Annotated in this window: 19 protein-coding genes; 12 read left to right on the top strand and 7 right to left on the bottom strand. The window is 33.3% G+C overall.

The genetic code is table 11. The annotated features are described in order from the left end of the window. Positions 1-54: 54 nt before the first annotated feature. The 4 genes from CGC48_RS04090 to CGC48_RS04075 are packed head-to-tail and all read right to left on the bottom strand — an operon-like array spanning position 55 to position 6353. Positions 55-2784, bottom strand: a complete 2730-nt coding sequence (locus CGC48_RS04090) for a calcium-translocating P-type ATPase, PMCA-type (protein ID WP_098028559.1) — start codon at positions 2782-2784, stop codon at positions 55-57. Positions 2785-2843: 59 nt separating this feature from the next. Beyond that, complete coding sequence (locus CGC48_RS04085; RefSeq protein WP_157909863.1) at positions 2844-4607, bottom strand: protein kinase domain-containing protein; 1764 nt, start codon at positions 4605-4607, stop codon at positions 2844-2846. Positions 4608-4622: 15 nt separating this feature from the next. Then, positions 4623-5498: a PP2C family serine/threonine-protein phosphatase gene (locus CGC48_RS04080; RefSeq protein WP_098028557.1), complete on the bottom strand. Its 876-nt coding sequence runs from the start codon at positions 5496-5498 to the stop codon at positions 4623-4625. A gap of 15 nt (positions 5499-5513) precedes the next feature. Further along, positions 5514-6353 carry a hypothetical protein gene (locus CGC48_RS04075; RefSeq protein ID WP_098028556.1) on the bottom strand — a complete coding sequence of 280 codons (840 nt, stop codon included), beginning with the start codon at positions 6351-6353 and terminating at the stop codon, positions 5514-5516. A gap of 199 nt (positions 6354-6552) precedes the next feature. Between CGC48_RS04075 and CGC48_RS04070 the strand changes: the two genes are divergently transcribed. The 7 genes from CGC48_RS04070 to dprA all read left to right on the top strand — a co-directional run bounded on the left by CGC48_RS04070 (position 6553) and on the right by dprA (position 12393). Next, positions 6553-7344, top strand: a complete 792-nt coding sequence (locus CGC48_RS04070) for a DUF4476 domain-containing protein (RefSeq protein WP_098028555.1) — start codon at positions 6553-6555, stop codon at positions 7342-7344. 139 nt (positions 7345-7483) lie between these two features. Continuing rightward, positions 7484-7906 carry a SufE family protein gene (locus CGC48_RS04065; protein ID WP_098028554.1) on the top strand — a complete coding sequence of 141 codons (423 nt, stop codon included), beginning with the start codon at positions 7484-7486 and terminating at the stop codon, positions 7904-7906. A gap of 5 nt (positions 7907-7911) precedes the next feature. Further along, positions 7912-8235: a DUF59 domain-containing protein gene (locus CGC48_RS04060; RefSeq protein WP_018280278.1), complete on the top strand. Its 324-nt coding sequence runs from the start codon at positions 7912-7914 to the stop codon at positions 8233-8235. A gap of 11 nt (positions 8236-8246) precedes the next feature. Further along, positions 8247-8756 (top strand): DUF2480 family protein, encoded by a 510-nt coding sequence (locus tag CGC48_RS04055; RefSeq protein WP_098028553.1) that lies wholly within the window; start codon positions 8247-8249, stop codon positions 8754-8756. A gap of 28 nt (positions 8757-8784) precedes the next feature. Then, positions 8785-9654: a DUF3078 domain-containing protein gene (locus CGC48_RS04050; RefSeq protein WP_098028552.1), complete on the top strand. Its 870-nt coding sequence runs from the start codon at positions 8785-8787 to the stop codon at positions 9652-9654. Between the two features lie 146 nt (positions 9655-9800). Next, the gene (locus CGC48_RS04045; RefSeq protein ID WP_098028551.1) at positions 9801-11183 is read left to right on the top strand and encodes a dipeptidase; all 1383 of its coding nucleotides are present in this window, start codon (positions 9801-9803) and stop codon (positions 11181-11183) included. A 67-nt stretch (positions 11184-11250) separates the two neighbouring features. Then, positions 11251-12393: a DNA-processing protein DprA gene (dprA, locus tag CGC48_RS04040; RefSeq protein WP_232780542.1), complete on the top strand. Its 1143-nt coding sequence runs from the start codon at positions 11251-11253 to the stop codon at positions 12391-12393. Between the two features lie 162 nt (positions 12394-12555). Here dprA and galE read toward each other — a convergent pair whose 3' ends face one another. The 3 genes from galE to CGC48_RS04020 form a co-directional block, all read right to left on the bottom strand. Beyond that, positions 12556-13578, bottom strand: coding sequence for a UDP-glucose 4-epimerase GalE (galE, locus tag CGC48_RS04035; protein WP_018280283.1), 1023 nt, complete (start codon positions 13576-13578; stop codon positions 12556-12558). A 32-nt stretch (positions 13579-13610) separates the two neighbouring features. Beyond that, positions 13611-14453: a mechanosensitive ion channel family protein gene (locus tag CGC48_RS04030; RefSeq protein ID WP_098028549.1), complete on the bottom strand. Its 843-nt coding sequence runs from the start codon at positions 14451-14453 to the stop codon at positions 13611-13613. 391 nt (positions 14454-14844) lie between these two features. After that, on the bottom strand, positions 14845-15765 hold the full coding sequence (locus CGC48_RS04020; RefSeq protein ID WP_018280286.1) for an SPFH domain-containing protein: 921 nt from the start codon (positions 15763-15765) through the stop codon (positions 14845-14847). Between the two features lie 263 nt (positions 15766-16028). Between CGC48_RS04020 and hsdR the strand changes: the two genes are divergently transcribed. The 5 genes from hsdR (at position 16029) to CGC48_RS04000 (ending at position 19971) form a co-directional block, all read left to right on the top strand. Next, complete coding sequence (gene hsdR, locus CGC48_RS04015; protein ID WP_262482371.1) at positions 16029-17771, top strand: type I restriction-modification system endonuclease; 1743 nt, start codon at positions 16029-16031, stop codon at positions 17769-17771. Further along, the gene (locus CGC48_RS11905) at positions 17752-17934 is read left to right on the top strand and encodes a type I restriction-modification enzyme R subunit C-terminal domain-containing protein (protein ID WP_262482370.1); all 183 of its coding nucleotides are present in this window, start codon (positions 17752-17754) and stop codon (positions 17932-17934) included. Before hsdR ends, CGC48_RS11905 begins: the two co-directional genes overlap by 20 nt. 13 nt (positions 17935-17947) lie before the next feature. Beyond that, complete coding sequence (locus CGC48_RS04010; protein WP_098028547.1) at positions 17948-18304, top strand: four helix bundle protein; 357 nt, start codon at positions 17948-17950, stop codon at positions 18302-18304. 88 nt (positions 18305-18392) lie between these two features. Then, positions 18393-19364 carry a hypothetical protein gene (locus CGC48_RS04005; RefSeq protein ID WP_098028546.1) on the top strand — a complete coding sequence of 324 codons (972 nt, stop codon included), beginning with the start codon at positions 18393-18395 and terminating at the stop codon, positions 19362-19364. A gap of 1 nt (position 19365) precedes the next feature. Beyond that, entirely contained in the window at positions 19366-19971 is a 606-nt protein-coding gene (locus CGC48_RS04000) for a hypothetical protein (RefSeq protein WP_098028545.1), read from the top strand. Positions 19972-20497 lie beyond the last annotated feature (526 nt).

Genomic DNA, 20497 nt, shown 5'->3' with positions numbered 1-20497 from the left:
TGAAAATTCAAGACTTCTTTAAACATTTATTTATAATAACATCAATTTATTCACTTATAAATTCTTTCCTTTATTGAGAAAACGACCTATTTCACCTAACCAAAGTACAAAGCTCGTTCCTCCTATAATTATAAGCCAATCAATTGTTTTCAAAGGTGTTACGCTAAACATTTCTCCTCCAAAAGTAGTAATAAAAATCTGACCTAAAACGATTACCAAGGCAATTAACATAAATCCTTGACTTTTACCCATTTGATTCAAAGTACTTTTTCCTGTTCGATAAGCCTTAGCGTTGAACATATTCCAAAATTGAAGCATTACAAAAATGGAGAAAAACAACGATAACTCATAAGCCGTAAGACCATTAGGCACTTTTGAAAAATCAAGAAAATATCGGAAATAATCCGAAATAGAAAATTGTGTAAGTGATTGGATATCTGTATGTTTAAAATATTGCACAAATCCAAAAAGCAATACTACAAAAAATCCTCCCACTCCAAAAATAATTCGGGACATTACTGGAGTTACAATGTTTGTATTTCTCTTTCTTGGGAGGTCATTCATCACTTCTTTACTTGGTGGGAGTGACGCCAATGCCAATGCTGCAAAAGTATCCATAATCAAGTTTACCCAGAGCATTTGTGTGACCGTAAGTGGCGATTCTGTTCCCAAAAAGGCTCCAAGAAGCACTATAATACAAGCTACAACATTGATTGTCAATTGAAATAAAATAAATCGCTGGATATTCAAATACAAAGAGCGCCCCCACATAACTGCCTTCCCGATACTTGTAAATGAATTATCCAAAATGGTAATATCACTGGCTTCCTTAGCCACTGAAGTTCCATCACCCATTGAAAGCCCTACCTGAGCCGCTTTGAGAGCAGGAGCGTCATTGGTTCCATCACCTGTTACAGCTACCACTTCATTTTTCTGTTGTAGCAAATTAACTAAACGAGCTTTGTCCAGCGGACGAGCCCTTGAAAGTACTCGTAAGTCGCCTAATCTCTTTATTAATTCCTCATCATTCATCTCAGCAAACTCAGCTCCTGTAAGCATATTTTTATCGGAACAAGTTTCGTCCCAAAGCCCTATTTGTCGAGCAATTTCTTTAGCCGTTCCTGAGGTATCACCCGTTACTATTTTCACCTGAATTCCAGCATTTAAGCACTCTTCTATTGCTTGTGGCACATCATCTCTTACAGGGTCACTTATGGCACAAATACCGATGAATTGCAAATCGTTCACAGCTAATTTTCCGTTTTCAAAAACAGTTGTTTTTTCATCAAAAACTTTGTAAGCAAAACCGATGGTTCGCATTGCTTGTGACTGATATTGCAACAATCGCTCTTCAAAATCCTTTTGTGAAACGGAAGAATTTAATCCACTGGATGAATGACAGAAGCTCATCACAATTTCAGGAGCTCCTTTTACGTATAATATGCCTTTTCCAGCCTCGGGTAACTTCACAAAAGTTGCCATATACTTACGTTCCGTAGAAAAGGTTAACTGATTGATAATCTCTGCTTCTTCTCGAATAGGAAGATAATTTTTTCCTTGTTTATTTAACCAAAGTAGTAATGCTCCTTCGGTAGGATTTCCCAAAACTTGTGGTTTTTCTTTCTCTGAAAAATCAATATAAGCAGTAGAATTTATTGCCATTGACTCGGCTATAAGTTGAGAAAGCTTATCGTCTCCCATTTCTTTGAAATTGGGAAAGAAAACTTCATAGATTTTCATTTGATTTTGAGTAAGCGTTCCTGTTTTGTCAGTGCAAATAACGGTAGTAGCTCCCATAGTTTCGCAAGCGTGCATTTTACGAACTAAATTATTGGTAGCCATCATACTACGCATACTATATGCCAAACTTAAAGTAACACTCATAGGCAACCCTTCTGGGACAGCTACCACAATGATAGTAATAGCAATCATCACAGTATTAAGGAAATATCCTCCAAAACTAATCCAATCAATTGGCAAGTTTGATGAGTTTGAGAAATAAACCAATAATCGCCCAACGATCACCATAAGTGCTATACCATAACTCAACTTGGTAATGATACCAGCAAGTCTGTCAAGCTGCTCATTCAAAGGCGTTTTTATTGAATTATCTATTTGAACTCCCTCAAAAACTTTTCCGTACTCTGTATTATCTCCTACTTGTTTTACCTCAAAAATGCAATGTCCATCTACAACCGAAGTGCCTCTACAAACGTAATTGGAAGGATACGTAGCCTCCGATTCAAATTCCTCAGGATTTGTCGTTTTATGTACAACGGGTTCTCCTGTGAGAGTTGATTCATTGATTTGCAGAGAAATAGCTTCCAGAAGTTCACCATCAGCGGGGACTTCTTCACCTGTTTCTAAAACAACAACATCTCCTACAACAATATCATTCTTAAGAACTTGCGTAATATTATCATTACGAATAACTTTGTATAAAATATCGTCATTTACTTTATTGAGAATTTCAAATTGCTTGTTGGCTTTTAGTTCAAAATAAAAAGCCACACCTGTTGCTAAAAAAATAGCAAACAGAATTCCTATAGGTTCTAAAAATACGTGAAAACCTTCACCCCCCGCAAAAAATTCATAACACGAAACCCCAAAAGAAGCAACTAAAGCTACAAGCAAAATAATTATGATAGGGTCGGAAAGTTTTTCTAAAAATTGTTTCCAAAGAGGCTCTCCTTGCACTGAAGTAAGCGAATTACTACCAAATTTTTGACGACTTTCAAGCACCTGTGCATCTGAAAGACCTTTGTAATGTTTTTTTTCTGTCATTTTTAATTTAATTTTCGTAAATAGTTTTTGAAAGATAGAGAACTAAAAAACTTTATAAATTATTTAATAAAGAAATTTGTCATTTTTTGAACAATAGAAGTCTGTTTATCAACACTTATCTTGTGACTTTCTATGGTAAAGCATTTATTTTTAGCTTCAATCCAATATTTTGTTTTTTTGGTTGGATTTATCGCTATTTCCTTCACAGTAGATACATTTTGGTCTGGCTCTTTATCCGATTTTAAAATAACTTCAGAAGCATTCATAACATTCCAACGAAGCTTCATTGGTGTTTCTCCTTTTGACACATCACCATAAATCAATTCAAAATCAATTATTTGAACTTTATGATGTACCGCTATTTCAATTTCTTTTTCAAGTTTTGTTTCATTATCAAAAGCGATGGCTTCGAGTTTATATTTGGTATTTCTTGCCAAATTAATTTTGATTTCATCCCTATTTTTGACAGTGTTACACACACCTCCAGACCATATGTACACTTTCATAGCGTTTTTAATATCCCAAGCCAAATCAACTGTTTCCCCATATGTTATATCAAATTTATTTGGCTCAAAATCAATTATTTCAGGTCTTGGATATACATCTACTTCAATAGCCTTATGGGAATTTTCTTTCTGACCCTCAAAATATTGAATTGGAATACAATAGAGAGAGAACAAAGTGGTTTTACTCATTTTTTTACGAACGCCTCCACGCAAAGGAACTATTTTTTCCGAAATCGCTTCTAAATCATTATTTTTAAACGCATTAACTTCCTGTTCATTTTCCAAAAGATATACTTTTGAAGCATTTTTTACTTTCCAATTTAGCTCAATTTCATCTCCCTCAAGCACAACAATTTTGGAGGTTAAAAACTGAATCATTACCGGTCGAGGAGTATTCAACTCGAATGACAAAATCTCATTTTTAACTTTCTGATTTAGTTCTAAGAAAGAATATTCGTCAATGGGGCGAATTGTTAAATAGTTTGTATTTCTGACATAAACATCAAGAACAAATAACAAATCCTTAATTATTGGCGATAAATTCTGCAAATCTTTGTAAATTTCAGAAGATTTCAGATTTAAGAAATCATTTTCCGAAAAAAGCAGATATTCACTTTCTTCCAATCTGTATTTTTCCCACAAATCAGGATTTTCGATAATTGCTAAGACTGACAGATATATAATTAGTTCGGAAAAATAATCCGTTACCAAAGACGATTTTTTACTCTCAAAACGTGATGGGTGTTGGTATCCTTTAAGCCCTGAAACAACCTCTTCTTGCCCTTCCATCTCTGGCACACAAACAGAGTCATAATCAATCAAACTAATATTATTATTGCTATCAATCAGTATGTTACCGTGCTGCAAATCGCCGTGAGAAATTTTATTTCTGTGAAGCGTTTTCACCATTTGCAGAAATTTTTCAGCAAAATCAAGTAATTTCTCTTTATCATAAAGATTTTCTTTAATATAATCTTTAAGAAGCTGACCATCAACCCATTCCATCCGAATTGTATCGTGCAAAACGCCATTTACCAGCAATCCTTTTGGGTCATAGAAAAACTCTCCAAAATAAGGCAATTTTTTACTATTCAGATAATTAGAAATTGCCTGAAAACGTTCTTTTTCTCCGTAAGGAGTATGCCACACCCGAAAAGCCCATTTTCTGCCTTGATGCTCCAATTTAAAAACCATATTAAAGCCTCCCGTATAACAGAAGGGTTGCCCGTTTGCTTTTTTAACAGCAACAGCCCCCTGTAATTCAGGAACTTTAAGAAACTTCTCCAGATTTTTAACTGAAGTGATTATATTTTGCATATTGAAAGCCATCGTCTAAAACTTATCAAACACACTTAATTCTTGATTTTCTTTTTGCCTGTTAGGAATTTGCTCATCAATTTTTTGTTCTTTGAAATCTCTATTTTTCAGATTGGTAAAATGAGCTACAGAATAGCTGAATTCCTCCTGCTCATCATTTGCAACTTCAATGATTAAAACAGTAGAGTCATCATTTTTTAGCAAATTTTCATCTCTTTGTTCTTGAATAATTTTCAAGAAATCTTCCTGATTTCCAATATTTACCAATAAATCTACAGCATTTTTGATGTCTTTTTTCATTTCTGAGATGAACCATTCCGAAAGAGCATCTGTCATAAGGAAAAAAGTTCCCTCTTTAATTTTTTCTTCAACTGAAGTATATAATTCTCCACGCTGATTATTTTCAGTACTCGCCAAATAATCAGGGTAGTTATCAAAAACGAAATCTCTTTTGCTGGGATATTTTAATACATACTGAAAATCAGAGCAATTCTTCGGAACAAAAAATAAAAAACTATCACCTATGAATTGTGCAATCCACTTCTTTTCGTCTTGTAAAAACTCCAAACCAATAAAAGTTGCTGCTGCAAAATCTTTTTTACTATACTTCGTCTTTACAAACCATTTCACATTTGGCAGGTGAACGATTTCTTCAATTTTTTCTTGCCATTCTTTCTGACATTCACTTATAAATTCCGAATTTACTTCACAACTATCTTTCACATAGTTATCAACCAAAATTTGCGACCATATTTCGGAAAAAAAAGAAATTGATACCCCATCAGAAATTGCAAAACGATGCTTTTTCGTATCAAAAGCATAACTATCTGCACAATCTGAATAAAGCTCTGATTGCTTATTAGTTACAAATCCTTTTATGGTAAATTTCATTATGAAATGTATGAATTATTTGGAGCTTGAACCGAAGCTAATAAATTTGATAAAACTATCTGCACTTGCATTGGAAATAAAACCTCGAGAATTAGGACGTATGTCGAAATCATATCTTCTTCCTACTTCTTTATAAGCTCTTGGTACTTTACTTGAAATGCTGAACAGAAATTTTGCATTTTCATCAGGTAATTCCAATGAACTTTCCTCAAATCGACATTCTTTTCCTATTCCTAAATGAATATTGAAAACCAGAGGATTACCATCATCCATATGCATACTCATTATCTCGTAAGCCTTGTTGGTGGTATTACGAATATCCTCATCATCGTCGTCTTTGCCTGTAAAAGGAAAGCCATCTGAAATATTGATAATTACAGGAGCAGGATTCTTTGGTTTCTTTTCTATCCAAGCAGTAACAAGTTGTTTTGCAAATTCAAATGCCTCTGCCATAGGAGTAAGCCCATTTTCAGGACTGGTAGGTTCAATAAAAATTGGAATCTCCTCCTCTATCTCTATAAAGCCACCATCACCATCAGGAATATTCTTTTTAACAGCCTCAAAACGCAAAGGACTTTCAGCAAAAGAACCTATGTAACCAGAACGAATATCATCTACTGAAGTTCCTCCCTTGCCTCCGTAGCCTATCAAAGAAACAAACAAACGATCCTTTACCATATTACCACTGCTACACTGCAGAATCAAATCATTAATTGTTTCATTGATAACAGAAGCTGTAAATTCAGCTTTGTTTTTATCTGCGGTAAACTCCTCTTGCATTGAGGCAGATTGGTCTATCAAAAAAATAATGAAACCTGGTGTGGCTGAACTCCACATTGTAGTATAATTATTCATAATCTTCTTTTAAAATACCACAAAGGTAGAAATATTTTTTGAAATATCATCTTATTTTATTTTTTAATTCACTTTCAAGTATATATCTTTGTCAAAAATGTTAAACATAAGGAAAAAGATTTTTGTAAAAAAAATAATAAAATCACAGGATTTGGCATAGATTTAGATACCTCTTAAATAAACCAAAAAGAACAATTTTATGCAAAAATTAAGTTTACTTCTATTATTTTTGTTTACCACTATTTTCGGAAATGCTCAGGAAATAGGTAGTGCAGGACGTTGGTTGAAGAATGAAAACCGAAGAGATATAGCCATCGAACACGAACTAAATAAAAACCACGCCTATCGGTGGGAAATGAATTATGATGCTGGTTACGCCGAAGTTTTCATTCGCATACCTGAGATGGGACGTTTTACCATCAGTTTGGGAGAACAAGAGATTTCCAGCAGTACAGGAATGTTTCGTTTTTTTGATGTGTACGCCAAAAATCAAGAACTTAATATTTGGTACGGGCGTAGGCTAATATATCGTGTTACAATAGCTCCACGTAATAACACGCGTTTGGTATTGGACTTTTTCTCTCAAAGAGGATTGTTCCTTCTGGAGGAAATAGACCTTACTAATGTACAAGAAGTATATTATGGCAGAAGATGGAATGATGTCTGGAATAATGCTTACGGAATGAGAAATATGATGAGTAACAATAATTTCCATTCTTTCTTAAAAATGTTTGAAGACCAATCATTTGATGATGATAAGCTAAAATTCTTCAGAATGCAGAAAAATACGACATCTTTTACTTCAAAACAAATTGCTGATATGATGGAATGTTTAAGTTTTGATAGCAATAAACTGACTTTAGCCAAAGAAGCCTTTTACAATGTGGTTGACCCTGAAAATTACTACAAATTACACGAGAACTTTTCCTTCAGAAGTACAGCCAACGAATTTACTGATTTTTTGACACAACAAAATAACAACCGAAGATAGAACAAAAATAAGCTTCCTAACGTTATTACTGATAAGCAAAAAACGATAAGGTTAGGTTTTTATTTTTTGAATTTCACGTTTTTTGTTAATTTTTTGCGTACTTAAAAAATTTTATTACATTTGCCCACAAATTTTTAATATGTCAATTCAACAAATTCAGAATGAAATTGTAGAAGAATTTTCCTTCTTTGATGATTGGATGCAACGATATGAGTATCTGATTGAACTTGGAAAATCCTTACCTTTGATTGATGATACTTATAAAACTGATGATTACACAATCAAAGGTTGCCAAAGCAAAGTTTGGTTATTTGCTAACTTACAGGACGGAAAAGTAGTGTACACAGCTGATGGTGATGCTATTATCACAAAAGGAATTGTAGCATTGCTTATCCGTGTTTTTTCAAACCAAAAACCAGAAGACATTGTAAAGGCAAATACTGCTTTTATTGACCAAATAGGATTAAAAGAGCATCTTTCGCCCACACGTGCCAATGGTTTGGTAAGTATGATTGAGCAAATGAAGCAGTATGCTCTTGTTTATCAACTAAAAGAATCTTAAAAGATATGTCAAATACCATTGATACAGAAGCCTTAGGAGAAAAGATTGTTGAAACATTGAAAACAATTTATGACCCAGAAATTCCTGTTGACATCTATGAATTAGGACTGATTTATGACGTGTTTGTAAATGAGAATTTTGATGTGAAAATTCTGATGACACTCACCACACCTAACTGCCCTGTAGCAGAAATCTTGCCTGTGGAAGTTCAGGAAAAAGTCAAAAGTATTGACCAAATCAATGATGTGGAAGTAGAAATCACATTCGACCCGCCTTGGCATCAGGATATGATGAGTGAAGTGGCTAAGTTAGAGTTAGGATTTTTATAAATATTATTTTTTTGGCTGACGAAATTATAAATAGAGTTTCCAAAAGTCCGTTGGAAGTTTTTGATTTGGAAGACTTTTATCCAACGGAAAAGCGTGTGTTATTCGACTTGAAAGATTTTCTTTTTGAAGGACTTATCCTGAGAGAAAAAGACTTCAGAGAGCAGTTGGAAAACCATCCTTGGACTGATTACAAGAATTGTTTTGTAGCAATTGACAACTCTGCCGACGCGATAATTCCTGCGTGGGCTTTCATACTCGTAACTTCAAAATTGCAACCTCACGCCAAAAAAATAGTTCAGGGAAACCTGAAAGATTTAGAAAATTCTATTTTTCAAGAAATTATTTCTCAGATAGATTTTTCGATTTTCGAAGGAAAACCTGTAATAATTAAAGGATGTTCAAAAAAATCAATTCCTGAAAGTGCATATGTTGCAGCTTTACAAAAAATTCAACCTGTTGCAAAAAGCATAATGTATGGAGAGGCTTGTTCAACAGTGCCTATTTTCAAAAAAAGTAAATAAACAAAATTAATTTAAATATTTTTAACAGATGAAAAAAATTTTATTATCAGTTTTATTTTTATCTTCATTGAGCGGCTTTGCTCAAGAAATGACAGAACCCACATCAAATTGGACACGTGGTGGGAATGTATCGTTAATGTTCAGCCAAGCTGCTTTCAACAATGAGTGGCAAGGTGGAGGAACTAATAACGTTGCAGCAAACTTAGCCGTTAGTTATGCTTTCAATTACAAAAAAGATAGCTGGACTTGGGACAACAACCTTTTCGTTGATTACGGAATTACAAAATTAAAAGGTGATGAGTACACTAGAAAAACTACAGACCGTTTGGAATTCAATTCAGTTTTAGGAAAACAAGCTTCTGAAACTTGGTTTTATTCACTTTTATTCAATTTCAAAACACAATTTGATAAAGGATACAACTACGGAAAAACAGACAGAACCCTTATTAGCAAGTTCTTCTCTCCTGCTTTCATTCAAGTAGGTCCAGGTATGTTATGGAAAAAAAGCGATAACTTGAAAGTAAATATCGCTCCACTTACATCAAAATTTGTTTTTGTTAACAAAGATTTCACGACTCCAGGAAATGCAATCTATAAAAAAGACTACTACGGAGTGAAAGACAACAAAACTTTCCGTTACGAAATGGGTCTTTCATTGGCTGGTTATGCAAAATTCAATTTGATGGAAAATGTTTCAATGGAGAATATTTTGACATTGTATAGCAACTATTTAGAAAAACCTCAAAATGTTGATATTGATTACACAGCAAATGTGGCTATGGCAATCAACAAATATTTATCAGCAAACTTCACGTTCCAAGCTATCTATGATGATAATGCTGCTAAAGGATTCCAAATCCGTGAAGTATTAGGTTTAGGATTAAGCTATAAATTATAATACGAATTTATCACTCATAAAAAAGCTCAAAACTTTACAAAGTTTTGAGCTTTTTTTATTGCATTCATTTGGTGAGTTTTTCAAAAAAACTTTGATTAATCTGATTTTTATTTTACCTTTGGGAAATTATTTTCATCTCAAATTTTATGGATTCAGTAAAAAATTATATCGAAGAAAACAAAGAAAGGTTCATTTCAGAACTTATTGACTTGCTAAAACTTCCATCAATAAGTGCCGATTCAGCTTATTCACAAGATGTTATAAATACAGCTGAAGCAGTAAAAAAAGCATTATTTGAAGCGGGTTGTGATGTAACTGAAATCTGTGAAACTCCTGGATATCCAATTGTTTACGGAGAAAAAATCATCGACCCAAAATTACCTACTGTACTGGTATATGGGCATTATGACGTGCAACCTGCCGACCCACTTGATTTGTGGCATTCCGACCCATTCGAACCCGTTATAAAAACCACAGAGAAACACCCACAAGGAGCTATCTTCGCACGAGGAGCTTGTGATGATAAGGGACAAATGTATATGCACGTAAAAGCTCTGGAGTATATGGTAAAAACCAATAATCTACCTTGTAATGTGAAGTTTATGATTGAAGGCGAAGAGGAAGTTGGTTCAGAAAGCTTAGGTTGGTTTGTGAAAAGAAATCACGAAAAGCTTAAAAATGATATCATTTTAATTTCAGACACAGGAATGATTGCTAACGACACGCCCTCCATAACTACGGGACTTCGTGGAATTAGTTACGTTGAAGTAGAAGTTACAGGTCCTAATCGTGATTTACATTCAGGACTTTACGGAGGAGCAGTAGCAAATCCTATCAATGTGTTAACCAAAATGATAGCTTCTCTGCACGATAAAAACAACAAAGTTACAGTTCCTAGTTTTTATGACAAAGTAGAAGAACTTACTCAAGAAGAACGAAGCGAAATGGCAAAAGCTCCATTTTCACTGGAAAATTACAAAAAAGCCTTGGATATCGCAGATGTTTACGGAGAAGTAGGGTACTCAACCAATGAACGTAACTCAATTCGTCCAACCTTAGATGTTAATGGAATTTGGGGTGGCTACACAGGAGAAGGTGCAAAAACTGTGATTCCGAGCAAGGCTTTCGCAAAAATATCAATGCGTTTAGTCCCTAATCAAGATTGGGAAGAAATCACAGAACTTTTCAAAAAACATTTTGAAAGTATAGCTCCAGCAGGAGTAAAAGTAACTGTTAAACCTCATCACGGAGGACAAGGTTATGTAACCCCTACAAATTCTGCAGGGTATAAAGCTGCAGCAAGAGCTTATAAACAGAGTTTCGGGAAAGACCCAATTCCTGTGCGTTCGGGAGGAAGTATTCCAATTGTAGCTCTTTTTGAAAAAGAATTAGGAAGCAAGTCAATCCTAATGGGATTTGGTTTGGATAGCGATGCTATTCACTCACCTAATGAACATTTCGGAGTTTTCAATTTCTTGAAAGGAATCGAAACTATTCCGTGGTTTTACCATTATTTTGCCAATAAATAGTTTTATAACAAGTCAAGACATTTTTTGGATTAATATTATTTCGGACATCTTTTCTTTTTGGGAGAAGATGTCTGATTTATTAATTTTACAGCTAACACGTTTTACCATAAAGATGAAAGAAGAGGAACTTCTCTACCTAATAGCTTTAAAAAAAACACCTCTGATAGGTGACATCACTGCCAAAAAACTCATTACTCACTTCGGAAGTGCGAAAAATATTTTTTCTCAAAAGAAAAGTACATTCGAAAACATTGATGGTATTGGAGAAAAAATTTCCCGAAATTTATTGAAATCAGAATACTTACACGAAGCAGAAACTGAACTAAATCTCGCTCAGAAAAATAATATCAAAATTTGTTGCTTCACAGACGACGACTATCCTGATTTATTAAAACAGTGTGTTGATGGTCCTATTTTTTTCTACCAACGTGGTAATATTGATTTGAAAAACAAACGAATTTTAAGCATCGTTGGAACCCGAAATATAACTCCTTATGGAAAAGCCTTTTGCGAAAAACTAATAGAAGATTTAGCTTCTTTAGACGTTGTGATTGTCAGTGGTTTTGCCTATGGTGTTGATATTACTGCTCACAAAGCTGCTGTCGACCAAAACCTACAAACCATTGCTTGTTTGGCTCACGGGTTAAATATGGTCTATCCACAAGCGCATAGTAAATATTGTGAGGCAATAGAAGAATATGGCGGATTCATTACAGATTTCGGATTTCAATGTAAATTTGACAGGAAAAATTTTCTCAGTCGCAACCGAATTATTGCAGGATTATCAGAAGCAACCATTGTTATTGAATCAGGTGCCAAAGGAGGAAGTCTGGTAACTGCAGATATTGCCTTCTCCTACAATCGTGAAGTTTTTGCTGTACCTGGAAGAGCAACAGATACTTATAGCGTGGGGTGTAATGATTTAATCCGTGTGGAAAAGGCTCGAATTTTAACATCCGCCAAAGATTTGTTATATCATCTGAATTGGGATAAACCTACATCAAAACCTATACAACAACAACTTTTTATAGAACTTTCTTTTGAAGAAGAAAAAATCCATAATTACCTAAAAAACAACGGAAAACAGCAACTTGATATAATTGCTTTTGAATGTCAAATTCCTGTTTATCAAACTTCTAATTTACTATTTCAACTTGAAATGAAGAATGTAATTCGCCCATTACCCGGTAAAATATTTGAAGTTATATAATTAAAAAAACAAGAGCCAAAGAAAATCGTTCGTCTTTGGCTCTTGTTTTTACTAAAATCTCGCTATCTGCAACATAATCATCTTCATCATACAACACTACAAAAATTATCAATTTCAATAATTTTATCTGATAATTATATAGTTTTCAATTGATTAAGATTATCATTTTCCTCTAACTTTCTTTTCCCATTTCCAAGCTGAAGCCATAGCTTCGTCCAATGTAGATTTTGATTTCCAGCCGAGTACGTTATTGGCTTTATCCGTATTTGCGTAAGCAGCGGTAATATCACCCGCACGTCTGCCCACGATTTGGTAGTTCAGTTTCTCGCCTGAAACTCGCTCAAAACTATTGATTACTTCCAAAACGCTACTTCCTGTTCCTGTTCCAACGTTGAAAACTTCGTAATTTTCAGTGTTTTTGCCTTCCAACAAGCGTTGCAAAGCCACCACGTGAGCTTTTGCCAAATCCACCACGTGAATATAATCACGAATACAAGTTCCGTCAGGAGTTGGATAGTCATCACCAAAAACAGACAATTTTTCACGCAAACCGATACCTGTTTGAGTAATGAAAGGCACTAAATTTTGTGGAACTCCTATGGGCAATTCGCCAATTTCGGCAGAAGGGTGTGCCCCAATCGGATTAAAATATCGTAAAGAAATTGCCTGTAAATGAGGGGTTACCTTACAAGTATCAGCAATGATTTCTTCCCCGATTTGTTTGGTATTTCCATAAGGAGATTCCGCTTTTTTCACAGGTGCATTTTCTGTAATCGGAAGTTCATCAGCCTGACCATAAACCGTACAAGATGAACTAAATATAAAATGTGCTTTTTCTTTTTTGCTTAATTCTTGCAAAAGGTAAACCAAAGTCGTTAAGTTATTTTCATAATACAACAAAGGCTTTTCCACACTTTCTCCAACTGCTTTCGATGCTGCAAAGTGAATCATTCCGGCAATATCGTGATGTCTTTGGAAAAAATCAATAACTGCCTGTTTATCACGCAAATCGAACTTTTCAAAAATTGGCTTTTTCCCCGTGATGTTTACAATACGTGGAAGTACATCTTCCGATGAATTTGATAAATTATCAATAATAACTACTTCAAAACCTGAGTTTTGCAATTCTACTACTGTATGCGAACCGATAAATCCCAATCCGCCAGTTACAACTATTTTTTTCATATCTGTCAAAAATATATTTTATTTCCGTTTTTTTAAGATTTGCTGGTATCGCTAACAATATTGAGAACCCTTTGTGGGAAAGGAATTTCAATACCTTCGGCATCAAATCGTGTCTTAACTGACTCAATAGCATTGAAATAGCAATCCCAATAGTCATCATTATTACACCAAAAACGTACCGAAATGTTTACCGAACTATCTGCCAATTCTTCAACAAAAACAGACGGAGCAGGTTCCTCAAAAGCACGTTTATCACTTTTGGCGATATCCAACAAAATTTCCTTAGCTTTCTGAAGGTCAGAATTATATCCAATGCCGACTAATACCTTAACCCTTCTTTTGTCTTCACGGGTATAGTTGATGATACTATCTCCAAAAAGAGGACCATTAGGGATGATAACTTCCTCATTATTAAACTTATTTAATGTGGTAGAAACCAACCCAATACGCTTTACAGTACCTCTTTCGCCTTTGGCTTCAATGTTATCTCCTACCTTAAAAGGTTTAAAAATCAATATCATAATCCCTCCTGCAAAATTTGATAAGGAACCTTGTAAAGCCAAACCAATAGCAACACCTGCACTGGCTAAAATGGCAAAAAATTGTGTTGCAGGAACCCCAATAATCTGAATAATTATTAAAAACAATGCTATATGAAGAGTCCATTTAATTAATTGTAAAAGAAAGGTTTGTAAAGTAACATCAACCTCTCTTCTTATCATTAACTTTTTAGTGAGATTTAACAAAAAACGAATTATATATCTACCCGCAATAAAAGCGACGATTGCTCCAACTAATGCTGGAACAAAATTAATGAGTTCAGTAATCCACTCCTTCAATAATTTTTCAAAATCTTCTGCTGTAAAATGATTCATTGTTTTTATTCTTATTCTATAATTAATTGTTATTATTCAAATGTAACTCTATTTCTTCAAAAAAATTAGAAAAAACGGAATGATAAACATTAGTACCAAACCCCAGCGAACTTGCTTTCGGTAATCTTTAAAATGAGCATAAAATACTGATATAAAGACCAAAATTCCAAATAGTGAAAGTATAATATCGTAGTGAGACAAATTAAAAAAACTGAAAAAAGTGAAACATAAAACCAAAAGGTAAAAAATATTCAATACTCTTGCCATAGCTATTTTAATTGGAGCAAACAAAAGTAATTAATTAATATTTATTTCACAAACCTATCAAAAAAATAATTCAGCAAGAAAGATAATTCTCTCTTGCTGAATTACTTGTTATTAAATTTGAGTATTATGAGTTCTTATCCTTATTTTTCATTTTTTCTGCAATCTGATTTGATGCAGTAAAAGAAGTAATCATATTATTAAGCATATCACTTCCTGCCTGTGGAGAATTTGGCAACAGAATTAAATTGCTGTTAGTTTCCTGACCTACAGCCTGTAAGGTATCATAATGTTGTGTAACCACAATCAATGCTGATGCTTCTTGTGAACTGATACCCACTTTGTTAAGCACATCAACACTTTCCACCAATCCACGTGCAATTTCCCTGCGTTGGTCGGCGATACCTTGCCCTTGTAAACGTTTACTTTCGGCTTCAGCTTTTGCCTTTTCTACAATCAAAATACGCTGTGCATCTCCTTCATATTGAGCAGCAACTTTCTCACGTTCAGCAGCATTAATCCTATTCATCGCGGCTTTTACCTGTGCATCGGGGTCAATATCTGTTACCAAAGTTTTTATGATATCATACCCGTATGTTTCCATAGCTTCCTGCACCTCACGTTTTACAGCAATGGCGATATCATCTTTCTTAACAAAAACATCATCTAAACGCATTTTTGGAACTTCGGCACGTACCACATCGAACACGTAACTAGTTATCTGATCGTGAGGATATTCCAATCTGTAAATGGCATCATAAACTTTATCTTTAATTACCACATATTGTACTGAAACTTTTATTTTCACGAAAACATCATCAAGTGTTTTTGTTTCCACAATAACATCTAACTGCTGAATTTTCAAACTAATACGTGCAGCTACTTTATCAATTATTGGAATTTTTATCTGCAACCCCGAATGACGAATACTTTGAAATTTACCAAAACGCTCAACTGAAACGGCAGTTTGTTGCTTGACTGTAAAAAATGCTCCTAAAACAATGATTAGGATAATAGCAAAAGGAATAAATGTTGTTAACTCTCCCATAGATTCTTGATTTTAAAAATTTCACTTGGCTAATGTACAAAATTCTTAAAAACTTGCAAATATTTCCAATGAAATTTAAAACCTGTCTAAACTTTTAAAAAGTAAAAGTTTAGACAGGTTTATTGTATGCAATCAGAAGTATTAAAATAATACTTTTTAAAGTAATTTATACAAATAATTTGTATTTTTGCATTTATAAACTTCCTATAATATAAGATTATAAGAAGTTTTTTCTTTAAATAGACCTATACCAAAAAATAACTGTGAACTCTAAATTTATATATCTACCAGAAGACTATAATTTGTTACACAATATCAAAGGATTGGAAAATAAAACCATCGAGCGAGAAACCAAAATTCACTTGAGTACGGTGCAGGCGATGGTCAAACGGATTTTGTACAACGAAGGCGAAAATATCCCGTCGGTTTCCGATTATGATTTGATTATCATCGACGAAGCCCACCGAGGCTATACCCTTGATAAAGAGATGGCAGACGATGAATTGGAGTTCCGCAATCAGGACGATTTTATCAGCAAATACCGAAGCGTGATTGACTATTTCGATGCCGTGAAAATCGCCGTTACCGCTACCCCTGCCCTCCATACCACTGAAATTTTCGGAAAACTGGTATTTGAATACTCGTACCGTGAGGCGGTATTAGACGGATTTTTAGTGGATTATAATCTTCCGCATCAAATCATTACGCAATTGCGAAAAGAAGGCATTCATTACCAAAAAGGAGATATTATTCAAATTTTTGGCCCTGAAAAAAACGAAATTACCGATTTTTCAGAAATTGAAGACGAACTGAATTTTGACATCGAACAATTTAATAAAAAAGTTATTGTAGAAGATTTTAATCGAGTGGTACTTACCGAAATCGCCCAAGGCCTTGACCCTGAAGGACAAGGAAAAACGCTGATTTTTGCCGTAGATGACCAACACGCCGACCTCATCGTAAAAATTCTGAAAGAAATTTACGCTGAGCAAGGCATTGATAATGATGCGGTGAAGAAAATCACGGGAAGTATCGGCGATAAGAAACGCGTTTCAGAAGCCATCAAGCAATTCAAGAACGAAAGATATCCGAACATTGCCGTTACGGTGGATTTGCTCACCACAGGAATTGATGTACCTGAAATCACCTCGTTGGTGTTTTTACGCCGTGTGAAATCAAGGATTTTATTTGAACAAATGTTAGGGAGAGCCACACGTCTTTGTCCGAAAATTAATAAAGAAAATTTTGAAATTTACGACCCTGTGGGCGTTTTTGAAAGCATTGTATATTTTACAAAAATGACGCCCGTAGCTGCCAATCCGTCTGCCTCTTTTGAGGATATTATCGATGGAATTAACCACAACGGCGAGACTTCTTCTGTGAAAAAATATGTAAATCAGCTCATTGGAAGATTGCAAAGACGAGCTAAAAACATCACAAAACAAGATGAAGATTATTTTCTTAATTTACAGAAAACAACACCACAAGAGTTTATCCGAGAACTGAAAGAACAACCCATTGATGAGGTAAAAATCTTTATCCAAAACCATAAAAAAGCGATTGAATTTTTGTTTCATTCTAAATCAAAATCAAATCATTACAAAATCATCAGCGATAAAACCGACCAAGTTGCCGAACGCTACCAAGGCTACGGCGGAACGGAACAACGCCCCGAGGATTACATCGAAGCCTTCAGAGCTTTTATCACAGAAAATCAAAACCGAATAGCCGCTCTCAACATCCTCTGCACCCGACCAAAGGAGCTGACACGCAACGAACTGAAAAGCCTCCGATTGGAAATGGAACAGGCGGGCTATTCCATCAGGGAAATCAACCATGCTTGGAACAAAGCCAAAAATGTGGACATCACCACGGATATTATCGGCATCGTCCGTACTTTGGCGTTGGGCAATGTTTTGGTGGATTATGCCGTTCGCTTGGAAAATGCGTTTAAGAGGCTCAAAGTCCATCGTCAATTCACAAAAATTGAAAAAAAAATGGCTTGACCGCATCGAAAAATATCTCGTCAAAGAACAATTCATTAACCACGAAAGTTTTGACATGGGAGCATTCAAAAACGAAGGCGGTTACGAAAAAATTAACAAAGCCTTTAAAAATCAGTTAGATGAAATTGTAGATGAGTTGAAGGAGTATCTTTTTGTTGTTTAATTGTTAATTGTAAATGAAAGAGAATATTATAAAAGAGAAAAGTTTTGCTTTTGCTATTCGTATTGTAAAACTTTATCAATATTTACAAGATAGCAAGAAGGAATTTGTTTTGTCTAAACAATTATTAAGAAGTGGCACGAGTGTAGGAGCAATGGTACGAGAGGCAGAGCATTCTGAATCTACCAATGATTTTGTTCATAAACTTTCCATTGCTCAGAAGGAAATTAACGAAGTGTTATATTGGTTAGAATTGTTATTTGCAACTGAATATATCAATAAAACTGAATATGAAAGCATAAATAACGATGCTGTTGAAATCATAAAAATAATTACAAGAATATTAAAAATCACGAAGAAAAAACATTTATAATTGTAAATTATAAATGATTAATAGTTTTACAGGATTGTAGAGAAAAAAAGGAATTGTAAATTTGTAGGAAAAGAAATAATAATTAAATATGGCACAAGGATTACAACTTGAAATTTTTAGTATAGGCATAAAGTCTTATAACTCAAAACATAAGCAACTTCTGAATTTCAGTGAATTATTAGATAAAATAGGTAAGAATAAAGATGAAGCCTATCATAAATTTATTTCTGATTTTAGAAATCTTTTTGATGGAAAATTTCAGTCAGATATTAAAAAAAACAAAACTATTACATCTCCCCAAAATGGGAATAATCTATTTAGTAGCAAATTTAATATTATTGATAGTGATATACTTGGAGGCGCTATTGGTTCTGTTCAAACCATTTATAATCAAGACAATGCCAATGAACCTATTGGAGAAATTACGGAAACTCAGGTTGCTTCTTTACCTTTTTATTTAAAACTATGGACTCCTTATGATCATAATTCGGGAATCCTAATGGTACAAAGTTACACAAATTACACTGTTACAGAACTTGTAAAAAGAAAACTTAGAGACCTTTTTAAAACTTATGGTTATACTTTGATAGTTACTACTTTTATCCCAAAAATAATAAAAGAAGAATATTTAAAAAAAAGTAAAGTATATCAACTCGCTATTATCAACAATAAAGTTTCAAGAGGGAAAAGAGAAATATTAAATCCCATTTTTGCGGAATATGAAAATTTGAAAATTGAAGTAAGAATAACCGGATTTAAAGAGCCTGTGACTAGATTTTGGGAGAGATTGAGAAACGATAAGAAAGCTAATCAATTAATAGGAGCTAATTTAGATGATTTAGATATAAATGATGAAAATAACTATGAAATAAAGGCTTATTATAAAGATGAGAATAATCATAAAGCGAATGTAAATATAAAAGATATTTCTAAATTCTCTCCTACAATATTTCTACCTGATGAATTGAAACAGGAAAATAATCATTTTGATTTTGATAAAATTAAAAAATATACTGATGGTATGTTGAAACAAATTCAAGATGAAATAAAATATAAGTAAGATGTTATCAAAATTTAACCCTTTTGAACTGATAAAAGATGGATATTCTGAAATAAAGGTAAGTCAAAATAATATTATCTCGGTAATATTTCATTTTATAATACCTATTTGTATTTCAGCAGTATTTATCTTATTGAAAATTGATATTGGTAACGAAGTAATTTCTAACATTATAAGTTCGATAAGTATTTTTTCGGGATTATTATTTTCAGTGATTTTTATTCTTCTTGAAAATTATAATAAAAGGAAAGAAAAAATCAATAAAGATTCAGCAGATGAGTTAGTAAAATATGTAAACCGTTACAAAAAATTTACTAGTAAAACAACTACAATTATTTTATTTTCAATAGTTATTGCAATGGCTTGTATTGTTATGTTATTCACTACGATATTTATTTCACAAATTAGACTAACCAATATCGATTATGAACTTATTAAAGATTTTTTGTATTCTCATAAAGAGCAGTTAACACCTGTTAAAAGTATATTGCTAAACATATTACAATCTATTTGTATCGTATTCCTTTATAATTATTTTCTCATAGTCATCAATTTAATTGTAGAGATTTATAAGATGATTTATGATTCAATAAATAGTAGATATTAATTGATAAATTTTTAATAATAGTCCAATTATCTAAAAAAACAAATTAAAAAAGCATACTAAAACTCAATTTAGGAGATAGGTCAAACGCACGAAATCCTATTTTCATAGGGTGCTCAATAAAAAACAATTGAATATCAATACGCCCTTAATTACTTTTACAAAAAAAAGGCTGAAATTCAAGTATTTGATTATTAATTTATTATAAATTTGATGCGTTTACCCTATTTCGGAGATGAATACAACTAACAATTTACAACTAACAATTAATAATTAATCATTACCCCCGTGAATAATCAAGAAATCGTATCAAAGCTGTGGGCTTTATGTAATGTAACTCAACTTGCTTTTTTATTAAAAACTAGCAAGTTGAGTTAATTATATTAAAAAAACAAATGGAATAATCTTTTCTGTAATGTCTAATATAAACTGAAATAGGTAATTCTATCTCAGTTTATTTGTTTAAATGTTCTTATTTTTACATATCAACTAATAAATGTAGTTTTTAGTCTCTTATATTTCTAAAAAA

The organism is Capnocytophaga cynodegmi (assembly GCF_002302475.1).
Classification (GTDB): domain Bacteria; phylum Bacteroidota; class Bacteroidia; order Flavobacteriales; family Flavobacteriaceae; genus Capnocytophaga; species Capnocytophaga cynodegmi.
This window is presented reverse-complemented; position numbering and strand designations above follow the sequence as displayed.